We start from the raw sequence: 22,993 nt of genomic DNA, 5'->3' as shown, positions 1-22,993 counted from the left end.
CGCCTCACCCCTGCCGAACGCGCTGCGCCCGCGCGGCCAGACGCGGCCGCGTGCGCTCGAGCGGGCCGAGCCGGCCGAACAGGCCGTCCGCGACGCCGAACAGGATGCCCGCTAGCTTCGCGCGCTTGTCGCGCTCGACAAGCGCGATCTGCACGATCTGCCACACGGTCAGCAGGTTCGGCACGAGCGCCACCGGAAAGCGCAGCCCGTACTGCATGCCGAGCTGCACCGCATTGCGTGCGCTGTAGTAGCGCCGTTGCCACGAGTGATTCATCGACGTCATTTGGAAAGGACCGATCGCATGCCGCCGTTTCGCGCCGATCCGGTGCGGCAGCACCAGCGACGGCACGACATAGAGCGGCACGTTGCGCGACAGTGCGCGGAAACTGTATTCGGTGTCGACGTGATCGATGAACAGCGTCTCGTCGAAGCGGCCGAGCACGGCGAACGCATCGCGCGACACGACGCAGCCCGACGAGATCAGGAATGCGCAGCGCTGCATCGGCGTGCCCGCTTCGATGCGCAGGCGGCGCAAGCCGATGCCGTTCGTCGCGAGTTCGGGCAGGAAACTGCGCGCGTTCTCGTCGAAGATGCGCGGGCCGGCCATGAACGCACACCCCGCGCGCGCCGCGCAGATCTCGCGCATCGTCGGGAAATACGCGGCCGGCACCGACGAATCCTGGTCGAACAGCGCGACCGCGTCGACGCGGTCGCGAAACAGCGCCGCGAGCCCCGCGTTGTACGCGCCCGCGATACCGCCGCGATTCCCGTGATGCAGCCACGCGATACCTTCGCGCGCGCACAGCGCGCGGGCCCGCATATCGGGCTGCGGCGTGTTGTCGACGACGAGCAGCGCGTCGCACGCGTGCCGCCATCCGCGCAGCGCGTCGAGCTGTGCATCGCTCGGGTGATACAGGATCACGAGTGCGCCGAGTGTCGTCATGGTCCGTTCCTCAATGCCCGAACGATGCTGCCGCGCCGCGCCTGGGCCGCGTCAGCCACATCATCGCCGCGAGCGCGAGGCACGTCATGCTCGCCATCCAGAACATGTCGTTGGTCGCCATCATGTACGCCTGCTGCATCACGACCTGATGCAGCGTCGTCAGCTCGCGCACGCCGTCCACGCCCATCGTGTTCAACGCATGCACGAAGCGTTGCGTGTTCGCCGATGCATGCGTGACCGATTGCGACACGACGTCGTAGTGATAGGTCGCGCGGTTGTCCCACAGCGTCACGCTCATCGCCGTGCCGAATGCGGCCGATAGCGTGCGCAGGAAATTCGACAGGCTCGACGCGGCGGCGAGCCGGTCGTCCGGAATGCGCGACAGCGTGGCGGCAGTGAGCGGAATGAAGAAGCACGGCAGGCCGATCCCCTGGATCAGCCCCGGCGCGGCGATCTGCGCGAACGTCATCTTCAGCGTGAAATGCGCGTCCCATGCGAGCACGGCCGCGAAGACGAGGAAGCCGAACGTCGCGAGCACGCGCGCGTCGAAGCGGTGCGCATGCAGCCCGACGAGGATCGAGAACACGAGCGCGAGCACGCCGAGCGACGCGGTCGCGAGCCCCGCATGAAACGCGTTGTAACCCATCACGGCCTGCATCCACAGCGGAAACACGACGCCGACCACGGAGAAGCTCATCATCCCGAGCGAGATGATCAGTACGCAGAACGAGAACGTGCGGTCGCGAAACAGGCTCAGATCGACGACGGGATGCGCTTCGCCCGCCTCCCAGATCAGCAGCGACACGATCGCGAGCGCCGCGACCACCGCGAGCGTGACGATCAGCGGCGAATCGAACCAGCCGCGGTCGTGGCCGAGATCGAGCATCGCCTGCAGCGAGCCGACGCCGATCACGAGCAGCACGATGCCCGGCACGTCGATCGGGCCGGCCGCGCCGCGCTGCACGTCGGGCCGCAGCATCGCGGTGCACACCGCGAACGAGAACAACCCGATTGGCAAATTGATCAGGAAGATCCACGGCCAAGAGAAGTTGTCGACGATCCAGCCGCCGACCACTGGCCCGAAGATCGGCGCGAGCAGCACCGTCATCGCCCACAGCGCGAGCGCGATCGTGCGTTTGTCGGGCGGGAACGTGCGCAGCAGGATCGTCTGCGACAGCGGCACCATCGGCCCCGAACACAATCCCTGCAGTGCGCGGCAGATCACGAGCACGTGCAGGTCGCGCGCCAGCCCGCACAGCAGCGACGTCAGCGTAAACAACAGCACCGCGCCGACGAACAGCCGCAGCTCGCCGACGCGCCGTGCGAGCCAGCCGGTCAGCGGCACCGCGATCGCGGCCGCGACCGAATACGAACTGATCACCCACGTGCCCTGGCTGTTGGATACGCCGAGACTGCCGGAGATCGCCGGCACCGCGACGTTCGTCACGGTCGAGTCGAGCACTTCGATGAAGGTCGCGAGCGACAGCGCGAACGTCAGCAGCGCGAGCCGGATGCCGCGCACCGGCTGCGCGGCCGGCACGGATGCCGGCACGTCGAACGCGGACGGCGCAACCGGTCCGTCGTGAAGCGGCGACGCGGTGCTCATGCGCCGGCCACCGCGACATCGGCCCGTGCGGCCAGCCGCCCGCGCCTGGGCACGAACCGTTCGATGAAATCGGCGGCCGCGCCGCAGCCGTCCGGCGCGGCTGCGAGCAGCGCGCGCGTACGCTCCGCGTGTACCGTGAACGCGGGTTCTTCGAGCGCGCGCGCGAGCCCCGCGCCGAGCCGTGCGCCGTCGAGCGGGCCGTCGACCCGCACGCCGCAGCCGTTCGCGGCGACGCGTTGCGCGTTGTCGAACTGGTCGTGCGCGAACGGCGTGACGACCTGTACGATGCCGGCTTCGCACGCGAGCGCCGCCGTGCCGATCCCGCCGTGATGCACGAGCGCGCGGCAACGCGGCAGCAGCGTGCGCATCGGCACGAAACGGCGCACGAGCAGCCGGTCGCCGTCCGTCGCGCGCTCGTCCGGCGTCAGCAGGATGCCGCGCGCGCCGGTCGCGCGCAGCGCTTCCGTCACTGCGCGTGCATACGCGACGTGATCGACGCGCGTCGAACCGGCCGTGAACACGACCGGGGGCTCGCCCGCCGCGAGAAAGGCATCGAGTGCCGCATCGTCGTCGGGCGTCGCGATATCGTTGAACAACGGAAAACCGCTTTGCAGATGGTTCGACGGCCAGTCGGGCTGCGGCGGCGCGAACCAGCGGGGAAACAGGCACAGCACGCCGTCGGTCGAATGCAGCCAGCGGCCGAGCACGCGCCGCGCGGGCGCGAGCCCGAGCTCGCGGCGCACCGCGTCGAGCGCCGGACCGCACACGCGGTCGAGCACCTGCCGCTCGATCAGCGTCATCAACGCCGACTTCAGCGGCAACGGCCAGCGTGCGGGAATCGTCAGGCGCGGGTGGGTCGGCGGCGCATGCGCGGACAGCAGCGTCGACGGCGACACCTGCACCGACACGTACGGCGTGCCGTGCAGTTCCTGCATGAAGCGCGCGGAAAATGCCCACAGCGTGCCGACCAGCACGGTGTCGGCATCGGTCAGCGCGCGCAGGGCGTCGTAATGCGGGCGCAGAGTCGGCGCGATCACCTGCCATAGCGTGCGGAACGACGTGCGCGGATCCCACAGCGCCGGGTTCGCCATCGCCGCGTCATAGTCGGCCGCGGTGCCGACCGGCACGAACGCGAACCCGCAGCGGCGCACGGCCGCCTCGAACGGCGCATGCGTACAGAACACGACCTCGTGACCGCGCGCCGCGAGCGTGCGCGCGATCCCGAGCATCGGATGCACGTCGCCCGCCGAGCCGATCGCGGTCACGATCATCTTCGCCATCGCGCGCCTCGCGCAGATCAGTAAAAGCCGGGGATCAGCGCCGCCACTTCGCGGCGGTACTGCACGTAGGCCGGCCCGAAATATCCGGTCAGCCAGCTCTCCTCGACGCGCACCTTGTACGCGAGCGACGCGAACACGAGCAGCACGCCGATCGCGCCGCGCCATTCGCCGCCGATCAACGCGGCGCCGACCAGCGCGACCAGGCAGCCGGTGTAGATCGGGTGACGCACGAGCGCATACGGCCCCGTGCGCACGAGCTCGTGATCTTCCTTCAGCGTGACCGATACGCTCCAGTTCGTGCCCAGATGCAGCCGCGCCCACACCGAGAACAGCAGGCCGGCCACCAGCACCGCGAGCCCGCACTGCGCCTGCAGCCCGAAGCGCTGCCAGTCGGGCGCGAGCGCCTGCCACGTCGGATCGGGCAGGATGATCAACGCGCCGCCGACGATCAGCGGAATCGACTGCAGCGTGCGCGAGCGCGACGCTTCCTTGCGCACGGTCGTCTTGACGCCCCGCGACGTGGCGATCCAGTACGCGAGCCACGCGGCCCACGGAACGACGATGGCGATGGTCTGAACGATATTCACGGCTGGCCTGCCTCGTTGGGATGGGAATTCGGATGCGCGGGACGAGCCCGATGCACGACGGACGACGTCACGACGACAGCGCAGGCATCGGCGCGGGCACGCACGCGTGCGCGGCGGCACGTGCGATGCCGGTCGCGAGGGTTGCCTCGCCACAGAAAAAATCGAGCAGCGCGGCACGGGTGCATTCGCGCTGCGCACGGCCTTCGATGTCGAGGAAATGGCCGGCGTCCGGCACCGTCGCGAACCGGGCGCGCGCCACGTGCGCGCCGAGCTGACGCACGTCGGCCGGCGTCGTGTATTCGTCGCGCTCGCCGTTCAGGAACAGCAGCTCGCAGCCGATGTTCGAGAACTCGCTGAAGTAGCGCTCGGGCTGCAACGACAGGATCTGATCGACGTGGAAGGCGACCTGGTCCTGCTCGTCGCGCGGCAGGCGCGTGAGATACCGGTAGTTGTACAGCTTCATGATGCGCGGCAGATAGCGGCCGACGGTGTCGTTCAGCAACTGCGCGGCCTTCAGGTTCTCGCCGGCCGCGATGTGGTCGCGCGCACGCGTCACGTAGTCGACCATCGCATCGTTCAGGAACGGCGAGAACGAGCAGATCGCCGCGCGCCGCACGCTCGGGCAGCCGCGCGCGAGCGCGAACAGCGACGCGACGCCGCCCCACGACACCGACACGAGGAACGCCGGCGCGAAGCGCTCGACCAGGTACTGGAGGATCGCGGCTTCGTCGTCCTTGGTCAGGATGGAGCAGCCTGGATTGTGCTGGCGCGACTGCCCCGCATACGGCAGGTCGAAGCAGATCGTGTTCATCCGCTCGCCGAGATACTGGACCGTCTGGCCGAACGACGCGGTCGTCGCGAGCGCGCCGTTGACGAGCATCGCCGTGTCAAAGGCCGGGTCGAACACGTTCCGCTCGACGTATACCTTCAGCCCATTCGGTAGCGGGACCACGTGTTTTTCGGTCGGCATCGTCGTTCTCCGGTGGATGCGGCGTCTCGACGTCGCGGCATGCTGCAAGTGCGCAATGGCTGACGCCGCCCCCGCGCGCGGTCGTTCGACGCGCTCGTTGCCGACGCACCGCAGCAATTTCCCGCGGCGCCATTCATTCCTCATGGTGCGGCGCCATACTAATACGGCCGATATTAATTACTCAAGCGATTCCAAAAATCCCTCTACCCGGACCGGAAATACACCGGATTCAAATTTATTTATCGATTTTCGTGGTATGAGGAATCCAGGAAGAGGTGACTGCAATCGTTTGCGAGCCACCTTTCACGACACTAAAAATCACAAATTTCTCTTTTTTATTCAATAACTTGATCGATTTAAATCGGTCAATTGAAACGGATTTTAGAAAGCCGGCCAGCTTCACGATCCGGTTTGACGATTTCATATCGTGAACGATGTTGCAGATTTCGACATTCTTTCGTTTCGTAATGAAATCGAACATGGAAACGGTGCTTCCGATTGCGTCGAATTTCCGTGAACCGTTTTAAACAGATTCAAACTTAATTAACCTTCTTTCAACTCGTTTTTCCGCACCTGCACATGAGCTCCAGACGTGACGAATCCTCCCGTTTGGAACACGGCATTCCGTTCGCCCCGATTTTTTGTTGATTGATCGTTCAATAAAAAACCGCTAGGATTCCGACTTCCATGGACGGCCCGTCCGGGCGAAGGGAGTCACGATGCCGAAAGTCGGAATGCGGGAGATACGCCGCGCCCAGTTGATCGATGCGACGTTGCGCTCGATCGACGAAGCGGGCCTGCCCGGCACGACGCTCGCATCGGTCGCGCAACGCGCGAACATCTCGACGGGCATCGTCAGCCATTACTTCGGCGACAAGGACGGCCTGCTCGAAGCGACGATGCGGCACGTGCTGCGCGACCTGTGGTCGGCCACCACGCGCCGCCGCGTCGCAGCGCGCAAGGATCCGCGTTCGCGGCTGCGCGCAATCGTCGCCGCGAACTTCGACGACACGCAGGTCAGCGCGCCCGTGATGAAGACGTGGCTCGCGTTCTGGTCGCAGAGCATGCACGACCCAATGCTCAAGCGCCTGCAGCACGTCAACACGCGGCGCCTCCATTCGAACCTGTGCGCCGAGTTCGCGAAGGCATTGCCGCGCGCCAAAGCGCGCGAGGCCGCCAGCGGCCTCGCCGCGCTGATCGACGGCCTGTGGCTGCGCGGCGCACTCGCCGGCGGCCCGATCGACACCCGAGCCGCTTTGAAGCTCGCCCACGATTACATCGACCTGCTGCTCGCGTCCGACTGACGCGTCACGCAGTCGCCCTCAAGGAGATTCTCATGTCCGTATACGGTTTGCAGCGCCTCTACATCGGCGGCGGTTACGTCGACGCCACGAGCGGCAAGACTTTCGACACCTTCGATCCGGCCACCGGCGAACTGCTCGCGCAGGTGCAGCAGGCGAGCGCGGCCGACGTCGATCGCGCGGTTGCGTCCGCGCAGGAAGGCCAGCGCGAATGGGCGGCGATGACCGCGATGCAGCGCTCGCGCATCCTGCGCCGCGCGGTCGACTTGCTGCGCGAGCGCAACGACGAACTCGCGGCCATCGAGACGCGCGACACCGGCAAGCCGATCGGCGAGACGCTCGCGGTCGACATCGTCACCGGCGCGGACGTGATCGAGTACTACGCGGGCCTCGCGACCGCGATCGAAGGGCTGCAGGTGCCGCTGCGCGCCGAGTCGTTCGTGTACACGCGCCGCGAGCCGCTCGGCGTGTGCGCCGGTATCGGCGCGTGGAACTACCCGATCCAGATCGCCTGCTGGAAGACCGCACCCGCGCTCGCGGCCGGCAATGCGATGGTGTTCAAGCCGAGCGAAGTCACGCCGCTCACCGCGCTGAAACTCGCGGAAATCTATACGGAAGCCGGCGTGCCGGCCGGCGTGTTCAACGTCGTGCAGGGCGACGGCTCGGTCGGCGCGCTGCTCACCGGCCACCCGGACATCGCGAAGGTGTCGTTCACCGGCGGCGTCGAAACCGGCAAGAAGGTGATGTCGCTGGCCGGCGCGTCGTCGCTTAAGGAAGTGACGATGGAGCTCGGCGGCAAGTCGCCGCTGATCGTGTTCGACGATGCGGACCTCGACCGCGCGGCCGACATCGCGGTGACCGCCAACTTCTTCAGCTCGGGCCAGGTCTGCACCAACGGGACGCGCGTGTTCGTGCACCGCTCGATCAAGGACGCGTTCACGAAGAAGGTGCTCGAACGCGTGAAGCGCATCCGCGTCGGCAAGCCGACCGATGCCGACACCAACTTCGGCCCGCTCGTGTCGGCCGCGCAACTCGACAAGGTGCTCGGCTTCATCGAAAGCGGCAAGGCCGAAGGCGCGAAGCTGCTCGCGGGCGGCACGCGCCTGACCGACGGCCACTTCGGCAGCGGCCAGTACGTCGCGCCGACCGTGTTCGGCGAATGCCGTGACGACATGAAGATCGTGCGCGAGGAAATCTTCGGGCCGGTGATGAGCATCCTCGATTTCGAATCGGAGGACGAAGTGATCGCCCGCGCGAACGACACGCACTACGGCCTCGCGGCCGGCGTCGTGACCGAGAACCTGTCGCGCGCGCACCGCACGATCCATCGCCTCGAAGCCGGCATCTGCTGGATCAATACCTGGGGCGAATCGCCGGCCGAAATGCCGGTTGGCGGATACAAGCAATCCGGTGTCGGGCGCGAGAACGGCATCACGACGCTCGAGCACTACACTCGAATCAAGTCGGTGCAGGTCGAGCTCGGCCGCTACAACCCGGTGTTCTGAGAAGGAGATCCGTCATGACGACACGCGAATACGACTACATCATCTGCGGCGCGGGTTCCGCGGGCAACGTGCTCGCCACGCGGCTGACGGAAGATCCGGACGTCACGGTGCTGCTGCTCGAAGCGGGCGGCCCCGACTACCGCTTCGACTTCCGCACGCAGATGCCGGCCGCCCTCGCCTATCCGCTGCAGGGCCGCCGTTACAACTGGGCGTACGAGACCGACCCCGAGCCGCACATGGACAACCGCCGGATGGAGTGCGGCCGCGGCAAGGGGCTCGGCGGCTCGTCTCTGATCAACGGAATGTGCTACATCCGCGGCAACGCGCTCGACTACGACAACTGGTCGACACACAAGGGTCTCGAGAACTGGACGTATCTCGACTGCCTGCCGTACTTCAAGAAAGCCGAGACGCGCGACATCGGTCCGAACGACTATCACGGCGGCAGCGGCCCCGTGTCGGTCACCACCAGCAAGCCGGGCGTGAACCCGCTGTTCGAGGCGATGGTCGATGCGGGCGTGCAGGCCGGCTATCCGCGCACCGACGACCTGAACGGGTATCAGCAGGAAGGCTTCGGCCCGATGGACCGCACCGTCACGCCGAAGGGCCGCCGCGCGAGCACCGCGCGCGGCTACCTCGATCAGGCGAAGGTGCGGCCGAATCTCGAGATCGTCACGCACGCGCTCGCCGACCGCATCCTGTTCGACGGCAAGCGCGCGTCGGGCGTCACCTATCTGCGCGGCAGCGAGCGCGCGACCGCGCACGCCCGCCGCGAAGTGCTCGTGTGCAGCGGCGCGATCGCGTCGCCGCAACTGCTGCAACGTTCGGGCGTCGGCCCCGGCGCATGGCTGAAGGAACTCGACATTCCCGTCGTGCTCGATCTGCCCGGCGTCGGCCAGAATCTTCAGGACCACCTGGAGATGTACATCCAGTACGAGTGCAAGGAGCCGGTCTCGCTGTATCCGGCGCTCAAGTGGTGGAACCAGCCGAAGATCGGCCTCGAATGGATGCTGAACGGCACGGGCCTCGGCGCGAGCAATCACTTCGAGGCGGGCGGCTTCATCCGCACGCGCGACGACGACCTGTGGCCGAACATCCAGTATCACTTCCTGCCGGTGGCGATCAACTACAACGGCTCGAACGCGATCGAGATGCATGGCTTCCAGGCGCACGTCGGCTCGATGCGCTCGCCGAGCCGCGGCCGCGTGAAGCTGCGCTCGCGCGACCCGAACGACCATCCGAGCATCCTGTTCAACTACATGGCCGAAGCGCTCGACTGGCGCGAGTTCCGCGATGCGATTCGCGCGACGCGCGAGATCATGCGGCAGCCGGCGCTCGATCGCTATCGCGGCCGCGAACTGAATCCGGGCGCCGACTGCAAGACCGACAAGGAGCTCGACGCATTCGTGCGCGCTCGCGCGGAAACCGCGTTCCATCCGTCGTGCTCGTGCAAGATGGGTTACGACGACATGGCGGTGGTCGATGAAGAAGGCCGCGTGCATGGACTCGAAGGGCTGCGCGTCGTCGATGCGTCGATCATGCCGATCATCACGACCGGCAACCTGAACGCGCCGACGATCATGATCGCCGAGAAGATCGCCGACAAGATCCGCGGCCGCACGCCGCTCGCACGTGTCGACGTGCCGTACTTCGTCGCGAACGGCGCACCGGCGCGCAATGTCGCGAAGGCCGTGCGGCAACCCGAGACGGTCTGACGCAAGCAGGTATTCTGCGCGGTCTTTGCGCTCCTCGTGTAACGCTGCTGAAGGTTGCCTTCAGCAGCGTTTTTCGTTTCCGGATTGGCGATTGTCGATATCCGACCCAAAACGCTCGGCGTTCGACTCTGAACCAGATTCGGTCCCGGTCGGAAGCGAGAATTTCCGGCTGGGTCGAGTAGCGCCCGTCGTCTGTCCCAGCCCTCCTAATTTCTTCTTCCAGTCGTCGAAAGTCGCGTCGCTAATTCCGAGCTTGCGGCAGATCTCGTCGATCGTCGTACCCAGCTCGGCTAGCGTCAGCGCGAATGCGATCTGCTCTTCCGTAGACTTGCTCCTCTTCGTGGCATGGCCTTCGTCCCGCCTGGACACATCGCGCCGAACTTCTCCACTTTTGAACCAGGCTATTTCTCCGGTCAGGGCCAGGGTATCGTCACCCCTATAACTCGGTCCGGCGTCGATTCGCGGGGTTTGCGGAATACGGGAAGCGCCCTGATTAATATTTTTTAAATACCAATATTATCCAGTTAATCGATAAATCATAAATAACTCTGTCAATCTTTGTCACGAGAAGTATTCGCCAAAATCAGACTGGATAGAATGCTGGTGCGTTGTCACCGATCAGTCTCCCCCCCAAAAACAATCTGCTTCCGACGAAGCAAATTGAGCAGCTGACGTGACTCTGCGAGATCCGAGCCTGTTCACGCCAATAGCGATCGAACGGGACCATTGAATTCAGCCAACGTGGAATCGGCACCGAAGATTTCCTGGCCGTGTGCGTGGTCGCCCGAAATCGCCTCGTACTCGACGAGGCCACTCCACTTATCCGGCATATTCGACTCGTTATTGGCGTGGGCAGGCTCGGCATACTAATCAGAGGCGCAGTGCCTCAACCAGCGAAGGAGTTCCAGATGAGCAAAAAAATCCTTGGACCGTTATCGGTGAGTGCGATGGCATTGGCCATCGCCATGCCGGGCATTTCGCACGCCGCGGACGGCACGGTCAATTTCAACGGCGAAGTCGTCTCGCAGACCTGCACGATCAATGGCAACAACACCGGCAAAAGCGACTTCACCGTCACGCTCAAATCGGTGCCGACGTCGGCGCTCAAGAAGGATGGCGATACCGCCGAGCGTACGCCGTGGACCATTGCGCTGACCAATTGCACGCCCGCGTCGGGCAACGTGACGGTCTACTTCGAACCCGGCCCCCAGGTCGACTTCAACACCGGTCGGCTCAAGAACAATACCGGCACGGCTACCAACGGCAAGGCGTATGCCACCAACGTCGAAGTGGGCTTGCTGAACAGCGGGTTCCAGCCGATCACGTTGGGTAATGATCCTACCACTCAGGGTGCCGACGTCGTCGCGATCGGCGCGGACGGGACGGCCACGCTGAAGTTCTACGCACAGTATGTGGCAACGGGCGGCGCTGCAACGCCCGGCCCGGTGCAAGCCCAGGTCATGTACACGCTGAACTTCAGCTGATCGAAACACGTCGGCATGAACCCCGCCCCCTTGCCAGGGGGCCTTCGCATTCCTAATCATCAGAATCGGATTCTCAGACATGTTCCCATGGAAGACAGCAGCGCGTTCCGCCGTCGCGGTATTGCTGACGTGCGTTTCGACAGCGTACGGCAGTGTCGTGATCATGGGCACACGGGTGATCTATCCCGCCGGAGAGCGCGAGGTTTCCATCAAGCTCAGCAACGAAGGATCGTCGCCCGCACTGGTGCAGACGTGGCTCGATAAAGGCGATCCCAAAGCGCAACCTGGGGCCGTCCAGCTGCCGTTCACGTTGATGCCGCCGCTGTTCCGCATGGAACCCAGGAAAGGTCAGACGCTCCGCCTCATTTATACCGGAGAGCCGCTGCCGCAGGACAAGGAGTCCGTCTTCTGGCTGAACGTACTCGAAGTTCCGCCCAAGGCACAAGTGTCGACGGAAAACGAGAACCTGATGCAATTGGCATTCCGCTACCGCATCAAGATATTTTTCAGGCCGAAGGCGCTGCCGGATAACCCCGACGCAGCTGCAACCGAGCTGAAATGGACGCCCGTGCCGGAAGGCGGCGAAATGAAAGTGCAGGTGGACAATCCCTCCGCCTATCACGTAACGATCGTGAACATCGACGCCGGAATCGACGGCAAGTCGTATTCGGACAGCGTGGGCGGCATGGTCGCCCCAGGAGGGAGCACGACGTTCCTCCTGAAGAAGTCCGCCGTCACGCCCGCCGCCGGGCCGTTCGAAGTCAAGTATCGCTATATCAACGACTACGGCGCGGAGATCAACGCGACATTCCCAAAGAGCAAGTAGCGACACGCGTCGTGCCCTCCGTCGCTCGCTGCTCGAGCGACAACGCATGCGGAGCCCCAGGCCGCTCTCCCGATCATGTTCGCGGGTCACTCAAGTTCTCCCATCATCATGTATTCGTATTCGCTCGAATCCGGAAGCAAGCGCATCGTCATGAGACCGTTGGTGGCGTTGCTCACGCTATGCGCAGCCAGCGTGATGCAGCCTGTTCGTGCGAATGGCGACACGACGACGAAGGACGTCCAGTTCGACAGTCAGTTCCTGCTGGGGCCGGACGGACGGTCGATCGACGTGAGCCGGTTCGAGAAAGGCAATCCGGTGGTCCCCGGTCAATATCTGGTCGACGTGATCGTGAACGGAAACTGGGTGGGCCGTCAGGCGGTAAAGTTCGGTGCTCGCAATGGCGCGAACGCCGCACTGTGCTTCGACCGCAAGCTCGGCGAGCGCATTGGCCTGAATTTCGACGTGCTGTCGCCGGAGAACCGCGCGCGACTGGCCTCCGCGAATGTCGACGAATGCCTGGACCTGAGGTCCATGGTGGGCGACGCCAGCGTCGATTTCGACCCATCCGACCTGAGGTTGGATCTCACCGTTCCGCAAATCGCGGTGAAGCAGAACCCGCACGGCTACGTGAGTCCGGAGCTTTGGGATGCCGGCGTGCCGTCGGCGACACTTGCCTACAACTTCACGGGCTCGCGTTCGACAGGAGGCGAGTCGGCCGACTCCCAAGGCTACCTCGGACTGAACGCGGGAATCAACATCGGCAGCTGGCACGTCAGGCACAACGGCTCGATGTCGTGGTCGACCGGGCGAACGCGCGAGTATCAAAGCATCGTCACGTACCTGCAGCACGACGTGCCGTCCCTGCGGAGCCAGGTAAAGATCGGCGACACGTATACCGACGGGCAGTTCTTCGACAGTTTCGGTGTGCGCGGCATTCAATTGGCCACCGACGATCAGATGCTGCCGGAATCGATGCGCGGCTATGCACCGATCATTCGCGGCGTCGCGAACTCCAATGCCCGTGTGACCGTCACGCAGAACGGCATCAAGCTTTACGAAACGATCGTGACGCCCGGTACGTTCGAGATCAAGGATCTCTATGCGACGGGTTACGGCGGCAATCTGCTGGTGACGATCACCGAGGCGGACGGAAGCCAGCGAAGTTTCGCCGTGCCGTACGCGTCGGTCGTGCAACTGCTGCGCCCGGGAATCTATCGCGTCACGGCCTCCGCGGGCGAGTTGCGCGACCAGCAAATCACATCGAAGGTGAAGGTGCTGCAGTCGACCGTCCAGCGCGGGTTCACCAATCTGCTGACGGGATATACGGGCGCGATTCTCGCGCAGAATTATTACTCGGCGCTCGTGGGCGTGGCCGTCAACACGGATTTCGGCGCGGTCGCCTTCGACGTCACCCATGCACACGCCGAGATCGGCCCGGCAAACAACAGCAGCGGACAAAGTTTCCGCGTGAGTTTCAGCAAATCCGTGCCGGTCACTCAAACGCTCGTGAACGCCTCCGCTTCTCGATACTCGTCCAGCGGATTCTGGACGTTCCGCGACGCGATGCTTGCGCGACAGGCGATCGAACGCGGCAACGACATACAGTGGACCGGTCGGCCTCGTTCGCGGTTGCAGGTATCGCTGTCGCAATCGTTCGGACAGCGCTGGGGGACCGTCTTCCTGTCGGGCGACCGCGTGGATTATTGGGGGCGTGGCGGCAACGACACGTTCTACAACGCCGGCTATAGCAATTCGTTCCGCAGCATCGGCTACTCCGTGTCGGTATCGCGGCAGCGCGTGAGCACGACGTCGGCCATGAGCAACCAGATTTTCGCGAGCATTTCCGTGCCACTCGGCGGTAACGGGCATACGTCGACCCTCACCACGACCTTCACGCGCGACGATGACGCGGGCTCGACGCTGCAGGCCATGTACAACGGCAGCGCAGGCGACTACAACGAGTTCAGTTACGGGCTAACCGCGACGCGCGCCCGCCCCGGATCGAGCGCTGACGCGAATGCGCAATATGCGAGCCCGTACACGACGATCGGCGGCAGCGTCAGCCGCGGCAACGGGTATAGCCGGGCAACGGCGACCCTGTCCGGCGCCGTGGTGGCGCACCCGGGCGGTGTGACGCTGGCGCCGAGCATGGGCGATACCGTAGGCGTGGTCGACGCGCCGGATGCCGCCGGCGCGCGCGTCGAGAATGCGCCCGGCGTGGCGGTCGACGGGCGCGGATACGCAATCGTGCCTTTCCTCACGCCGTACAGCCTGAATACCGTTTCGCTCGATCCACGCGGCTTGCCGCTGGACGTCCAGCTGGATACGACCGCTCAACAGATCGCGCCGAGAGCGAACTCGGTCGTGATGCTGCACTTCAAGACGGTGAGCGGCCGCACGGCGTTGGTCACGGTCCACCTTCCGAATGGGAAATCGCCGCCGTTCGGTGCGGCGGTACAGGACGAAAAAGGCAGCGACATCGGAATCATCGGCCAAGGCGGAAAGTTCTTCTTGCAAGGTGCGACCGACAACGGCCGGCTCACCGTGAAGTGGGGCAACGCGCCGGACGAGACATGCGAATTTTCCTACAGCCTGCCACCGCGAGACCGCAAACAGTTGGTCTACACGTCGCTCGACTCGATTTGCACGGCGAAAGCATCCAAGACGGAACACGTGACCGAAGCGGCGCATATCGATGGCTCACCCGGCGCTTCCAGCAAGTAGCACGTTACGCAACGTATGCGTCCAGTCACGAAGAACACACCAGAGACCGAAATATATTTCATGAACACGGATGGCGAGGTTAGCAATGAAGCGTCTGATTAATTATTTTTGTTTGATACCTCTGGTAGCGGTACTGTGGTCGCCATCCATCGCAAACGCAGCATTCTGCTGGGGGCTGCCCGGATTTAGTACGAATGTCATAAATTTCTCGGGGAAAACGATCAACCCGGATCGTAACGCCGCTGTCGGCACCGTTCTCGACACGATCACAGTCTTTCTTCCGACGAGATGGTCTAACGTCGTTCAATGCAGTGCACCTCAAGTACCGATGACCGTCAAACACAACGGTAATCTCACGAGCCTTGGCAATTATATTTACCAGACCAATGCCCCCGGAATCGGAATCAGAATAAAAACAGTCGTCGACGGCCCGGCATGGGCCAATGGAAATTCCCGGGGGCAAACGTATTACGAGGATTTGGATAACGGCGCCACGCTAACGTCCGATCCGGCAAATTTCTGGGGTCCATTCACATGGATCGCCTACGGTGGAACATTCACCCTGGAAATTATCAAAACGGGCGAAATTCAGCCTGGAAGATTTTTCAGTGCTCAAATTGGAGAGGTTGCTGCCGGCGGGGTCGTATTTAGGCGATTCAATCTTTCCGGCAACATCGTCGTTCAATATGCGTCGTGCAAAGTCATGTCATCGTCGATTCGAGTGCCGTTGGGCAGCGTGCCGCAGCGGAAATTCAAAGGCCCCGGCACGACGAGCGATCCGGTGAATTTCTCGATTCCCATCGATTGCACCGGTGTCACGCGCAATGTCTACATGACGTTTACCGACAACGCGAATCCCGCCAACACCGGAAACACCCTGCCGCTCACCCGTGATTCGACCGCGCGCGGAATCGGAATCCAGATCCTGCCCGACAGCGCAACCGGGATCTCCTCCCCGATCGCGTTCGGCCCGGAGTCCGGCGCGATCAATCAGCAACTCGTCGCGAGCCTTGGGCGCCAATCGGATATTGGACGGGTCGACGTCAAATTGCGCGCACGCTACGTTCAGACCGAAGCCAGGATCGTTCCGGGAACCGCGAACGGAATCTTGACCTATACGTTGTCCTATCAATGATCATGAACATTCGTCGCCGCCGCAGAGTCATCCGATTCCACATGGGGAAAATATCGATGCGTCGCTTGCTGTTCGTCGTGCCGCTCGCGGTCGCCATCCCCACCGCTTTCCACTTGCTGCCCGCAGCGCGCGCGGAAGATGGGCTGGTGAACTTTCAAGGGCAGATTGAAGGAGCGACTTGCAAGATCAATGGCGCGGAAGCCGAAAATTCTTCCTTCGACGTCAAGGTGGGTACGCTCCCGGTTGCATCATTTCGCTATGTCGGCGATCCGCCCACCATGACGCGCCCGTACAAGATCACGTTGAGCGATTGCACGCCGCCATCCGGGCGCGTATCGGTCTATTTCGAACCGGGCCCGACCGTCGATCAGAACACGGGTCAACTCATCAACATGGGAACGGCGAAGAATGTCCAGCTGTCGATCATGAACAGCGATTTCTCGAAGATCAATCTTGCAGGCGCCCGCGGTGCGCAAAACTCGCAGTCGTTCAACATCGTGGACGGCTCCGCTACCCTCGTATACTTTGCCGGATATGTTGCTACGTCGCTTCCGGTGGTTGCGGGAACCTTCAATACCTCGGTGACATACATTCTGAATTTTGAGTAATTCCCTCCCCGCGCTGCCGGAGCAACGGTCGTCACGTTCGTCCCAGGAAGAGCAGAGACGGACGCGGCCGTCTCATCAGATCCGGATAACCGCGCCCGCCCGTAACATGAGCGTCGTGCCGCCTCGTACCGCCTCTGCGGAAATCGTCTCGATCTGGCGAGTCGTGACGCCCACCATCGCCTATACGATCGAGGCCCGCTCGGATCGGACCTGGCTACCGTACTCGATCGACTCGTACCGGCGTCATCATTCGTGGACGATGTGTCCGCTTACGCCGCAGCCGGCCGCGGACGACGTGGAAACGGCGATCCTGACGTGGGCCAATACGCTCGACGAAGCATATAAGCTGTACTGCATATGGCGCGCGAATTGACGTTTGATGAAGACGGCATTGTTCTGCTGTAGCCTGTCCATCGGCCCAGCGACGCCCCACCGGCCGACTTTCCTTCTCGCGAGCCGCCAGTAGCGGAATGTTCACTCGATGCGCGGCGCCTCATTTCGGTTCGATGTATCAGGGTTGCTCTGTTATGTGAAATATCCGACCTGCTGCGATTCCGGTAAAGCGCATCTCACAGCGGCAATGCTGATCCTGCAGTGGCGTGGCAATTCCGCTTTGACCACGCCACGGTCGTCGCCAGCTATGATAAATGGATATGAATCGCCTTCCCGACGTGCGCTACTTCGTCGTATAACCACCGTTGATCAGAATCGTCTGACCGGTAATCCACCAGCCGTCGGTCACGAGATGGCGGATGAACGGCACGACATCCTCGATGTCGGTGAGGCCCGTCCTGCTGAACGGCGACAGCGCGGCGGCAGTCTTGTGATAGGCGACCGCGTCGGTGCCTTCAGCCGGATAGAAGAACGGTGTGTCCATCGGGCCCGGTCCGACCGCCGTCACGGAGATGCCGCGCGCGCCGAACTCCTTCGCCGCCGCACGCGTGAAGTGCTCGACTGGCGCCTTGGTTCCCGCGTAGGCCGCGTAGAACGGCGTGAACGCGCCGAGCAGCGAAGTGACCAGCGTGACGATCTTGCCATTGTCGTTGACGTGTCTGCCCGCCTCGCGCAGGAAAAAGAACGCGGACTTCGAGTTCACTGCCGCCATTTCGTCGTACTCGGCCTCGCTGATCTCCGTGAACGGCTTTTTCAACACCTTGCCGACCGTATTGATCGCGACGTCCGGACGCCCGAACGTCGCGATCGTGTCCAAAAACAGCGCTTCCATCGCACCCGCGCTCGTCAGATCCGCGTGAAAAGCGGCTGCTTCGCATCCTGCCGCCTCGATAGCCGCGACCGTCGCGTCGGCCTCCGCCTTCGAACTCGCACTGTTGTAGTGAATCGCTATCGCCTTTGCGCCATGGCTCGCCAGGTCTCGCGCGATCAGACCGCCGAGATTCTTTGCGCCGCCTGCGATCAGGACGACCTTGCCCTTGATGTCGTGATTGCCCACCGCTCCTCCGATATGAATGACCTTTCCGACCATCGAACCGAGCATCGACATTAGTGCAAAAATCACCCCCGCGTGGCTGCCACAACCAAATTTAACAGTCGAAAACACGCGACCTTAATAGCTTCAATTCGGCGTTGGGAATGTGAGCGTGAAAACGGTCTCTCCGCCGGCGCTGACGACACCGACCGTGCCGCGATGCAGTTCCATGATCGATTTGACGATGGCCAGACCGAGACCGGAATTCTTCGACGAGCCGTGGCGCGACGGATCGGCTCGATAAAAGCGCTCGAACAGGCGGGCCGCATGTTCGGCCGGTATATCCTCTCCGTCGTTTCGGACACCGATCGACGTCGATCCTTCCTGCTCGGCAATGGCGATACGAACGATCGTACCGGGCCGCGCGTGCTCGACCGCATTCGACAGCAAGTTCGCGACCGCACGCTGGAACAGCATTTCATCCGCGACGACGGTCCCGGCGCCATCGAAAGCGATCCGGATATTCCGGTCGCTCGCGACCTCGTTGTAGTACATGACGATCTTCGCGAGCGCCTCGCCGACATCGAAGCGTTCGGGCGTGACATGCTGCGTCGCATGATCGGAGCGCGCGAGAAACAACATGTTGTCGAGCATTCTCTTGAGCCGTTTGCACTCCTCCAGATTGGATTCGATCAGCGTTTCGTATTCGGCACGTTCCCGTTCGCGTGACAGAATCACTTGCGATGCGCCGATGATGTTCGCGAGCGGCGTGCGCATGTCATGCGCGACATCCGACGAGAAACGCGACAATTGATCGAATGCAAGCTGCAGGCGATCCAGCATTCGGTTGATCGATCGGGTAATTTCGGCGAGCTCCTCCGGGGCATGGTCCATGCTCAGCCGTTCGTCGAGTCGGCTCGCCTCGATGCGCGTCGCGTGCCGGCCGATTTCACGGACCGGATGCAGCCCGCTCCGCATGATCGCATAACCGAGCGCGGCGATCGACAGCGCACCGGCCGCGGCCGCAACGACGACATGGATCAAATAGGCATGCATGAGTGAGGTCCGGTCGCCCGCGCTTCGCACGATCGCGACCGTCACGGTATTGCCATCCGCCAGCAGCACCGGGCCATGCATGCATTCGGCTGGACCGATGCCGGGCGGCGCACACGCGTACGCCCGGTGGGGTTCATGCTCGCTGGCGATGCGCGCGTCCAGCGCGACGCCCGCCGACTCCGAATGCTGGATGACCGACTCGCCGTTGACGCCGAACACGGCGACGAACAAGCCCGAATGCGACTGCAACGCTTCGTGAAACAACGGCCCAGCCTGCCGGACGCCATCGAGCGTCCGGGACTCGTGCAAGATTTGTCCGATCTGCTTCAGCTTGTCGGAAATCTCGCCGTCGTCGCGTTGTCGGAGCTGCGTGGACAGCGCCTGGTACAGAAACGTGCCGATCAGGAACAGCACGACGACGCCAGCCAGCGCGAACGCCATGGTCAGCCGACCGAGCAGCGAATAGGACTGCGAGCGCGTCATGAGGAGCGATCTTCCAGCACGTAGCCCATGCCACGCACCGTGTGCAGCAGCTTCGGGTCCTGATCGTCGATCTTCAGGCGCAACCGCCGGATCGCGACGTCGACGACGTTCGTGTCGCTGTCGAAATTCATGTCCCAGACCTGCGACGTGATGAACGCGCGCGTCAGGATCTCGCCCGCGCGTTCGGCCAGCAACTGCAGCAGCGCGAATTCCTGTGCGGTCAATTCGATGCGTGCGCCGCCACGCGTTACACGTCGCTTGACGATGTCGACCTCGAGATTCGAAATCTTCAGCACGGTGCGATTGTCCTGGCGCGTCCGGCGCAATAGCGAACGAATGCGCGCGAGCAGTTCGGCGTAGTCGAAAGGCTTCGGCAGGTAATCGTCCGCGCCGAGCTCGAGTCCCTCCACCTTGTCGGTGATCGTGTCGCGCGCGGTGAGCAGCAGCACTGGCGTGTGTTTCTGTTTCCGCAATCGGCGCAACACTTCGAAACCGTCGACGATGGGCAACATCACGTCGAGGATCACCAGATCGAAATCCTCGCTCAATGCCATGAACAGCCCGTCCTCGCCGTTGCTCGCCGTGGCGACGCCGTAGCTCGCCTCCGTCAGGCCCTTGTGCAAGTACGACCGCATTTTTTCTTCGTCTTCGACAATCAGGATGCGCATGGTCTCGAGGCGGGCCCGGGTTGGGTTGACCGATATTTATGCGGCGCGGGCGCTGCACATCGAAAAGATAGCGCTAAAGATGGCAATTTTCCAGACAACGAACATGAACGGATTGTCATCTGGCAGCAATTTAGCTGATGTCGCTTCGTCGCTAATCTCGTCCCAAGCTCGACGGGCCGCGTTCTCGGGAAATCGGCCGTCGGCGATCGTGCACCAGGACAACCGGACTTCATTCAGGTCATGCATCCAGATTTCGGCAGACGCACTTCGTCACCCGCATCGGCGCCGCCTGCCTCGCAGGCGGGTTCGGCCTGTGGCGGCCAGATGTATGGGCACGCGCGCACGGCGACGACTGTGAACGGCACGCTACCGGGGCCGCTCGTGCGTGGGCGCGAAGGCCGCGCCATCGCGCTGCGCGTCGCCAGCCGGACGAACGAACCGGCGTCGATCCACTGGCACGGCTTACGCGGCAACGGTCGGCCCGTGCTGACGTACGCGGATTTACGCAGTGCATTCCCGGACCCCGTTGGCCGTGCGCCGACGCGCACGATCGAATTGCACCTCACCGGCCCCATGGAGAAATTCGTGTGGTCTTTCGACGGTTTGTTCGCCGACGCGCAGCCGCCGCGCCTGCGTTTCGGAGAGCGCGTGCAGATCGTGTTCGTCGGCGTGCGCCCCGCTCGTCCTGCTCGCCGTCGCCGCGCAGGGCGTACGGAATCCTCGCCAAAGCCAATTTAATAAATTAATAAAACGGAGAATAGTCAACAATGTAAATATCAAAAACATAAGGCCAAAAAATACATCAGACCGTCGCTATACTTTCAACGTGCAGCGCAACCCAAAAGCGACAGGTTAATAGTTCAGACAAGATATACCACGAACATCGAATACAAAGTTGCCCAACCCGCCCCATCGGAAGCGCAACGATGCTCGTTACGTTAAGTTGCCGAGTGAGGTCAAAATGACTGAATTCTCCAATTTCTTGAACAGAAAGGCCTCGCTCGAGGCGCAGATCAACGAAGAGCGATTTCTCTGTCGTAAAAAAGTATTGTCGGAAATCCTGATCGCTATCGAAGAGTTTAAGTTCGTCCCGGAAGAGGTGTTCCCGCGCAGCGAAAAACGCAAGGTCCGACCGCGCTATTTCGATCCCAAGTCTGGTGCAATCTGGAGCGGCAGAGGGAAAGAGCCACACTGGATTCGCGGCAAGGATCGCCGGATGTTCGAACTGGAAAGCGATTCGCTACAAACGAAGTGAAGAATGCTCGCAAATCTCCGCATTAACTAAAAATACTTGAAGGCACCACCAGAAGTGCCCTCATAGCGCAGAGACAGCCAATACAAACCATAGCGAGATGAACGATCAAATTCGGCATACGCCGAAGTTGATTGCTTTTTGCATCGACGAGATTTATTTGTTGATTTCTTACAATTAATATTCAACGCATCGTTAACATGAACAAGATATACAAGATCATATGGTCCCACGTCTCATCCGGATGGGTGGTCGTGTCGGAAGGGGCAAAACAGCGAGGCAAGACCGCTTCGGCCAAGGAAGCACCGCCGCTGAGCAGGGAATTTCATCACGCGGTTCGGGCCGGCAGACTGGGCATTGTCCCACTACTGCTTCTTTCCGCATTCTCCCCGAGCGTATTTGCCCAAATTCCGACGGCGATTTCAGGATTAATTCAAACCAACAGCTTCAACAGCAATTCGTACATAGCGGCTTACCAGCTCATCGCCAACAGCGATAATCAACTCCAGGGCCTTCCCGAGGGCATTTTGTTAAGTGGATTCGGAGCCGGAACGACGATCCGAAACTACTTTTATGGGTATACCGACTTAAACGGACTCACCCATACAATTATCGGCGACAGTACCGGAGATACCGGCAACAATTCGCTTTTCCAGGTAAATGCGGGGCGCATTCAGGTCGGAAATAGGGCGAGCGCTGGCCCGAGTTCATCCATCGCGCTCGGCGCCAATGCCTCGGCATCGGCTAATTCCGGCGATGTTGCCCTTGGGTCGGGATCGGTTACAGGCGCGACAAATCCGACCGCTAGCGTAACAATTGGATCCACGACCTATGGCGGTTTCGCTGGCACCAATCCGACGAGCGTCGTCAGTGTCGGTAAGGGCGGATCTGAGCGCCAGATTACTAATGTCGCGGCGGGGAGAATCACGGCGACAAGTACAGACGCAATCAACGGCAGTCAACTTTACTCGCTTGCCAGCACTACAACTAGTTCAATTACTTCGCTGTCCTCCGGTCTGAGCTCCGCTAACAGCAACGTCTCGTCGTTGTCGACGGGTCTGAGCTCGACCAACAGCAATGTCTCGTCGTTGTCGACCGGCCTGAGTTCCACCGACAGCAATGTCTCGTCGCTGTCCACCGGTTTGAGCTCGACGAACAGCAATGTTTCATCGCTGTCGACTGGCCTGAGCTCCACCAACAGCAATGTCTCGTCGCTGTCGACCGGCCTGAGTTCCACCAACAGCAACGTCTCGTCGTTGTCGACCGGCCTGAGCTCGACCAACAGCAATGTCTCGTCGCTGTCGACCGGCCTGAGTTCCACCAACAGCAATGTTTCGTCGTTGTCGTCCGGCCTGAGTTCCACCGACAGCAATGTCTCGTCGCTGTCCACCGGTTTGAGTTCGACGAACAGCAATGTTTCATCG

Annotated in this window: 21 protein-coding genes and 1 pseudogene; 12 read left to right on the top strand and 10 right to left on the bottom strand. The window is 62.3% G+C overall.

Translation table 11 applies throughout. The annotated features are described in order from the left end of the window. Positions 1-4: 4 nt before the first annotated feature. From WT97_RS28835 to WT97_RS28815, 5 genes are all read right to left on the bottom strand, one after another. Positions 5-943, bottom strand: a complete 939-nt coding sequence (locus WT97_RS28835) for a glycosyltransferase family 2 protein (RefSeq protein WP_060354877.1) — start codon at positions 941-943, stop codon at positions 5-7. A gap of 10 nt (positions 944-953) precedes the next feature. Continuing rightward, positions 954-2,549: a DHA2 family efflux MFS transporter permease subunit gene (locus tag WT97_RS28830; protein WP_060354876.1), complete on the bottom strand. Its 1,596-nt coding sequence runs from the start codon at positions 2,547-2,549 to the stop codon at positions 954-956. Then, positions 2,546-3,829: a glycosyltransferase gene (locus WT97_RS28825; RefSeq protein ID WP_060354875.1), complete on the bottom strand. Its 1,284-nt coding sequence runs from the start codon at positions 3,827-3,829 to the stop codon at positions 2,546-2,548. The genes WT97_RS28830 and WT97_RS28825 overlap by 4 nt, the downstream gene beginning before the upstream one ends. Before the next feature lie 17 nt (positions 3,830-3,846). Beyond that, complete coding sequence (locus WT97_RS28820; RefSeq protein WP_059502271.1) at positions 3,847-4,416, bottom strand: isoprenylcysteine carboxylmethyltransferase family protein; 570 nt, start codon at positions 4,414-4,416, stop codon at positions 3,847-3,849. Positions 4,417-4,483: 67 nt separating this feature from the next. Continuing rightward, complete coding sequence (locus WT97_RS28815) at positions 4,484-5,386, bottom strand: alpha/beta fold hydrolase (RefSeq protein WP_060354874.1); 903 nt, start codon at positions 5,384-5,386, stop codon at positions 4,484-4,486. Positions 5,387-6,105: 719 nt separating this feature from the next. Between WT97_RS28815 and betI the strand changes: the two genes are divergently transcribed. Genes betI through betA form a run of 3 tightly spaced genes read left to right on the top strand, consistent with a single transcriptional unit; the run spans position 6,106 to position 9,907 of the window. Continuing rightward, a complete protein-coding gene (betI, locus tag WT97_RS28810; RefSeq protein WP_060354873.1) occupies positions 6,106-6,690 on the top strand; it encodes a transcriptional regulator BetI in 585 nt (194 codons plus the stop codon). A gap of 32 nt (positions 6,691-6,722) precedes the next feature. Beyond that, entirely contained in the window at positions 6,723-8,192 is a 1,470-nt protein-coding gene (gene betB, locus WT97_RS28805) for a betaine-aldehyde dehydrogenase (RefSeq protein WP_059502265.1), read from the top strand. A 14-nt stretch (positions 8,193-8,206) separates the two neighbouring features. Then, positions 8,207-9,907, top strand: a complete 1,701-nt coding sequence (betA, locus tag WT97_RS28800) for a choline dehydrogenase (protein ID WP_059502263.1) — start codon at positions 8,207-8,209, stop codon at positions 9,905-9,907. Positions 9,908-10,096: 189 nt separating this feature from the next. Here betA and WT97_RS35035 read toward each other — a convergent pair. Beyond that, positions 10,097-10,276, bottom strand: a pseudogene (locus WT97_RS35035) (transposase); the annotation flags it as partial. Between the two features lie 539 nt (positions 10,277-10,815). Here WT97_RS35035 and WT97_RS28790 point away from each other — a divergent pair. The 6 genes from WT97_RS28790 (at position 10,816) to WT97_RS28765 (ending at position 17,057) form a co-directional block, all read left to right on the top strand. Beyond that, positions 10,816-11,391 (top strand): fimbrial protein, encoded by a 576-nt coding sequence (locus tag WT97_RS28790; RefSeq protein ID WP_059790869.1) that lies wholly within the window; start codon positions 10,816-10,818, stop codon positions 11,389-11,391. A gap of 79 nt (positions 11,392-11,470) precedes the next feature. Next, positions 11,471-12,217, top strand: a complete 747-nt coding sequence (locus tag WT97_RS28785; protein WP_060354871.1) for a molecular chaperone — start codon at positions 11,471-11,473, stop codon at positions 12,215-12,217. 108 nt (positions 12,218-12,325) lie between these two features. Continuing rightward, positions 12,326-14,941, top strand: a complete 2,616-nt coding sequence (locus WT97_RS28780) for a fimbria/pilus outer membrane usher protein (protein ID WP_060354870.1) — start codon at positions 12,326-12,328, stop codon at positions 14,939-14,941. Positions 14,942-15,026: 85 nt separating this feature from the next. Beyond that, positions 15,027-16,076 (top strand): fimbrial protein, encoded by a 1,050-nt coding sequence (locus WT97_RS33720; protein ID WP_179949817.1) that lies wholly within the window; start codon positions 15,027-15,029, stop codon positions 16,074-16,076. A 56-nt stretch (positions 16,077-16,132) separates the two neighbouring features. Beyond that, entirely contained in the window at positions 16,133-16,684 is a 552-nt protein-coding gene (locus WT97_RS28770; RefSeq protein WP_059790875.1) for a fimbrial protein, read from the top strand. A gap of 163 nt (positions 16,685-16,847) precedes the next feature. Beyond that, positions 16,848-17,057 (top strand): hypothetical protein, encoded by a 210-nt coding sequence (locus WT97_RS28765; RefSeq protein ID WP_060354869.1) that lies wholly within the window; start codon positions 16,848-16,850, stop codon positions 17,055-17,057. 303 nt (positions 17,058-17,360) lie between these two features. Here the strand turns inward: WT97_RS28765 and WT97_RS28760 are convergent, their stop codons facing one another. The 4 genes from WT97_RS28760 to WT97_RS34370 form a co-directional block, all read right to left on the bottom strand. Beyond that, positions 17,361-18,134 (bottom strand): SDR family oxidoreductase, encoded by a 774-nt coding sequence (locus WT97_RS28760; protein ID WP_059790899.1) that lies wholly within the window; start codon positions 18,132-18,134, stop codon positions 17,361-17,363. 123 nt (positions 18,135-18,257) lie between these two features. Continuing rightward, positions 18,258-19,649, bottom strand: coding sequence for a heavy metal sensor histidine kinase (locus WT97_RS28755; RefSeq protein ID WP_060354868.1), 1,392 nt, complete (start codon positions 19,647-19,649; stop codon positions 18,258-18,260). Further along, positions 19,646-20,317: a heavy metal response regulator transcription factor gene (locus WT97_RS28750; protein WP_059790881.1), complete on the bottom strand. Its 672-nt coding sequence runs from the start codon at positions 20,315-20,317 to the stop codon at positions 19,646-19,648. Before WT97_RS28750 ends, WT97_RS28755 begins: the two co-directional genes overlap by 4 nt. 36 nt (positions 20,318-20,353) lie before the next feature. After that, positions 20,354-20,563, bottom strand: a complete 210-nt coding sequence (locus tag WT97_RS34370; RefSeq protein ID WP_156440334.1) for a hypothetical protein — start codon at positions 20,561-20,563, stop codon at positions 20,354-20,356. Between WT97_RS34370 and WT97_RS28745 the strand changes: the two genes are divergently transcribed. The 3 genes from WT97_RS28745 to WT97_RS35130 form a co-directional block, all read left to right on the top strand. Next, a complete protein-coding gene (locus tag WT97_RS28745) occupies positions 20,558-21,055 on the top strand; it encodes a multicopper oxidase domain-containing protein (protein WP_082751501.1) in 498 nt (165 codons plus the stop codon). The genes WT97_RS34370 and WT97_RS28745 overlap by 6 nt on opposite strands. A gap of 223 nt (positions 21,056-21,278) precedes the next feature. After that, on the top strand, positions 21,279-21,572 hold the full coding sequence (locus WT97_RS28740) for an H-NS histone family protein (protein WP_059790901.1): 294 nt from the start codon (positions 21,279-21,281) through the stop codon (positions 21,570-21,572). A gap of 197 nt (positions 21,573-21,769) precedes the next feature. Beyond that, positions 21,770-22,993: ESPR-type extended signal peptide-containing protein (locus WT97_RS35130; protein ID WP_306641559.1), on the top strand; the 1,224-nt coding region annotated here is incomplete at its 3' end.

The organism is Burkholderia sp. MSMB1459WGS, from assembly GCF_001534535.1.
Lineage (GTDB): Bacteria > Pseudomonadota > Gammaproteobacteria > Burkholderiales > Burkholderiaceae > Burkholderia.
Note: the sequence above shows the minus strand (reverse complement) of the source record. Positions and strands in the feature narration are given on the sequence as shown.

What these genes read in the sequence shown, in the direction of transcription:
- WT97_RS28825 (WP_060354875.1), bottom strand. Translation starts at nt 3,829, where the DNA reads ATGGCGAAGATGATCGTGACCGCGATCGGCTCGGCGGGCGACGTGCAT.
- WT97_RS28740 (WP_059790901.1), top strand. Translation starts at nt 21,279, where the DNA reads ATGACTGAATTCTCCAATTTCTTGAACAGAAAGGCCTCGCTCGAGGCG.
- WT97_RS28770 (WP_059790875.1), top strand. Translation starts at nt 16,133, where the DNA reads ATGCGTCGCTTGCTGTTCGTCGTGCCGCTCGCGGTCGCCATCCCCACC.
- WT97_RS28785 (WP_060354871.1), top strand. Translation starts at nt 11,471, where the DNA reads ATGTTCCCATGGAAGACAGCAGCGCGTTCCGCCGTCGCGGTATTGCTG.
- WT97_RS28835 (WP_060354877.1), bottom strand. Translation starts at nt 943, where the DNA reads ATGACGACACTCGGCGCACTCGTGATCCTGTATCACCCGAGCGATGCA.
- WT97_RS28745 (WP_082751501.1), top strand. Translation starts at nt 20,558, where the DNA reads ATGCATCCAGATTTCGGCAGACGCACTTCGTCACCCGCATCGGCGCCG.
- WT97_RS28780 (WP_060354870.1), top strand. Translation starts at nt 12,326, where the DNA reads ATGTATTCGTATTCGCTCGAATCCGGAAGCAAGCGCATCGTCATGAGA.
- WT97_RS33720 (WP_179949817.1), top strand. Translation starts at nt 15,027, where the DNA reads ATGAAGCGTCTGATTAATTATTTTTGTTTGATACCTCTGGTAGCGGTA.
- WT97_RS28790 (WP_059790869.1), top strand. Translation starts at nt 10,816, where the DNA reads ATGAGCAAAAAAATCCTTGGACCGTTATCGGTGAGTGCGATGGCATTG.
- WT97_RS28750 (WP_059790881.1), bottom strand. Translation starts at nt 20,317, where the DNA reads ATGCGCATCCTGATTGTCGAAGACGAAGAAAAAATGCGGTCGTACTTG.
- WT97_RS34370 (WP_156440334.1), bottom strand. Translation starts at nt 20,563, where the DNA reads ATGCATGACCTGAATGAAGTCCGGTTGTCCTGGTGCACGATCGCCGAC.
- betB (WP_059502265.1), top strand. Translation starts at nt 6,723, where the DNA reads ATGTCCGTATACGGTTTGCAGCGCCTCTACATCGGCGGCGGTTACGTC.
- WT97_RS28815 (WP_060354874.1), bottom strand. Translation starts at nt 5,386, where the DNA reads ATGCCGACCGAAAAACACGTGGTCCCGCTACCGAATGGGCTGAAGGTA.
- WT97_RS28755 (WP_060354868.1), bottom strand. Translation starts at nt 19,649, where the DNA reads ATGACGCGCTCGCAGTCCTATTCGCTGCTCGGTCGGCTGACCATGGCG.
- betI (WP_060354873.1), top strand. Translation starts at nt 6,106, where the DNA reads ATGCCGAAAGTCGGAATGCGGGAGATACGCCGCGCCCAGTTGATCGAT.
- WT97_RS28830 (WP_060354876.1), bottom strand. Translation starts at nt 2,549, where the DNA reads ATGAGCACCGCGTCGCCGCTTCACGACGGACCGGTTGCGCCGTCCGCG.
- betA (WP_059502263.1), top strand. Translation starts at nt 8,207, where the DNA reads ATGACGACACGCGAATACGACTACATCATCTGCGGCGCGGGTTCCGCG.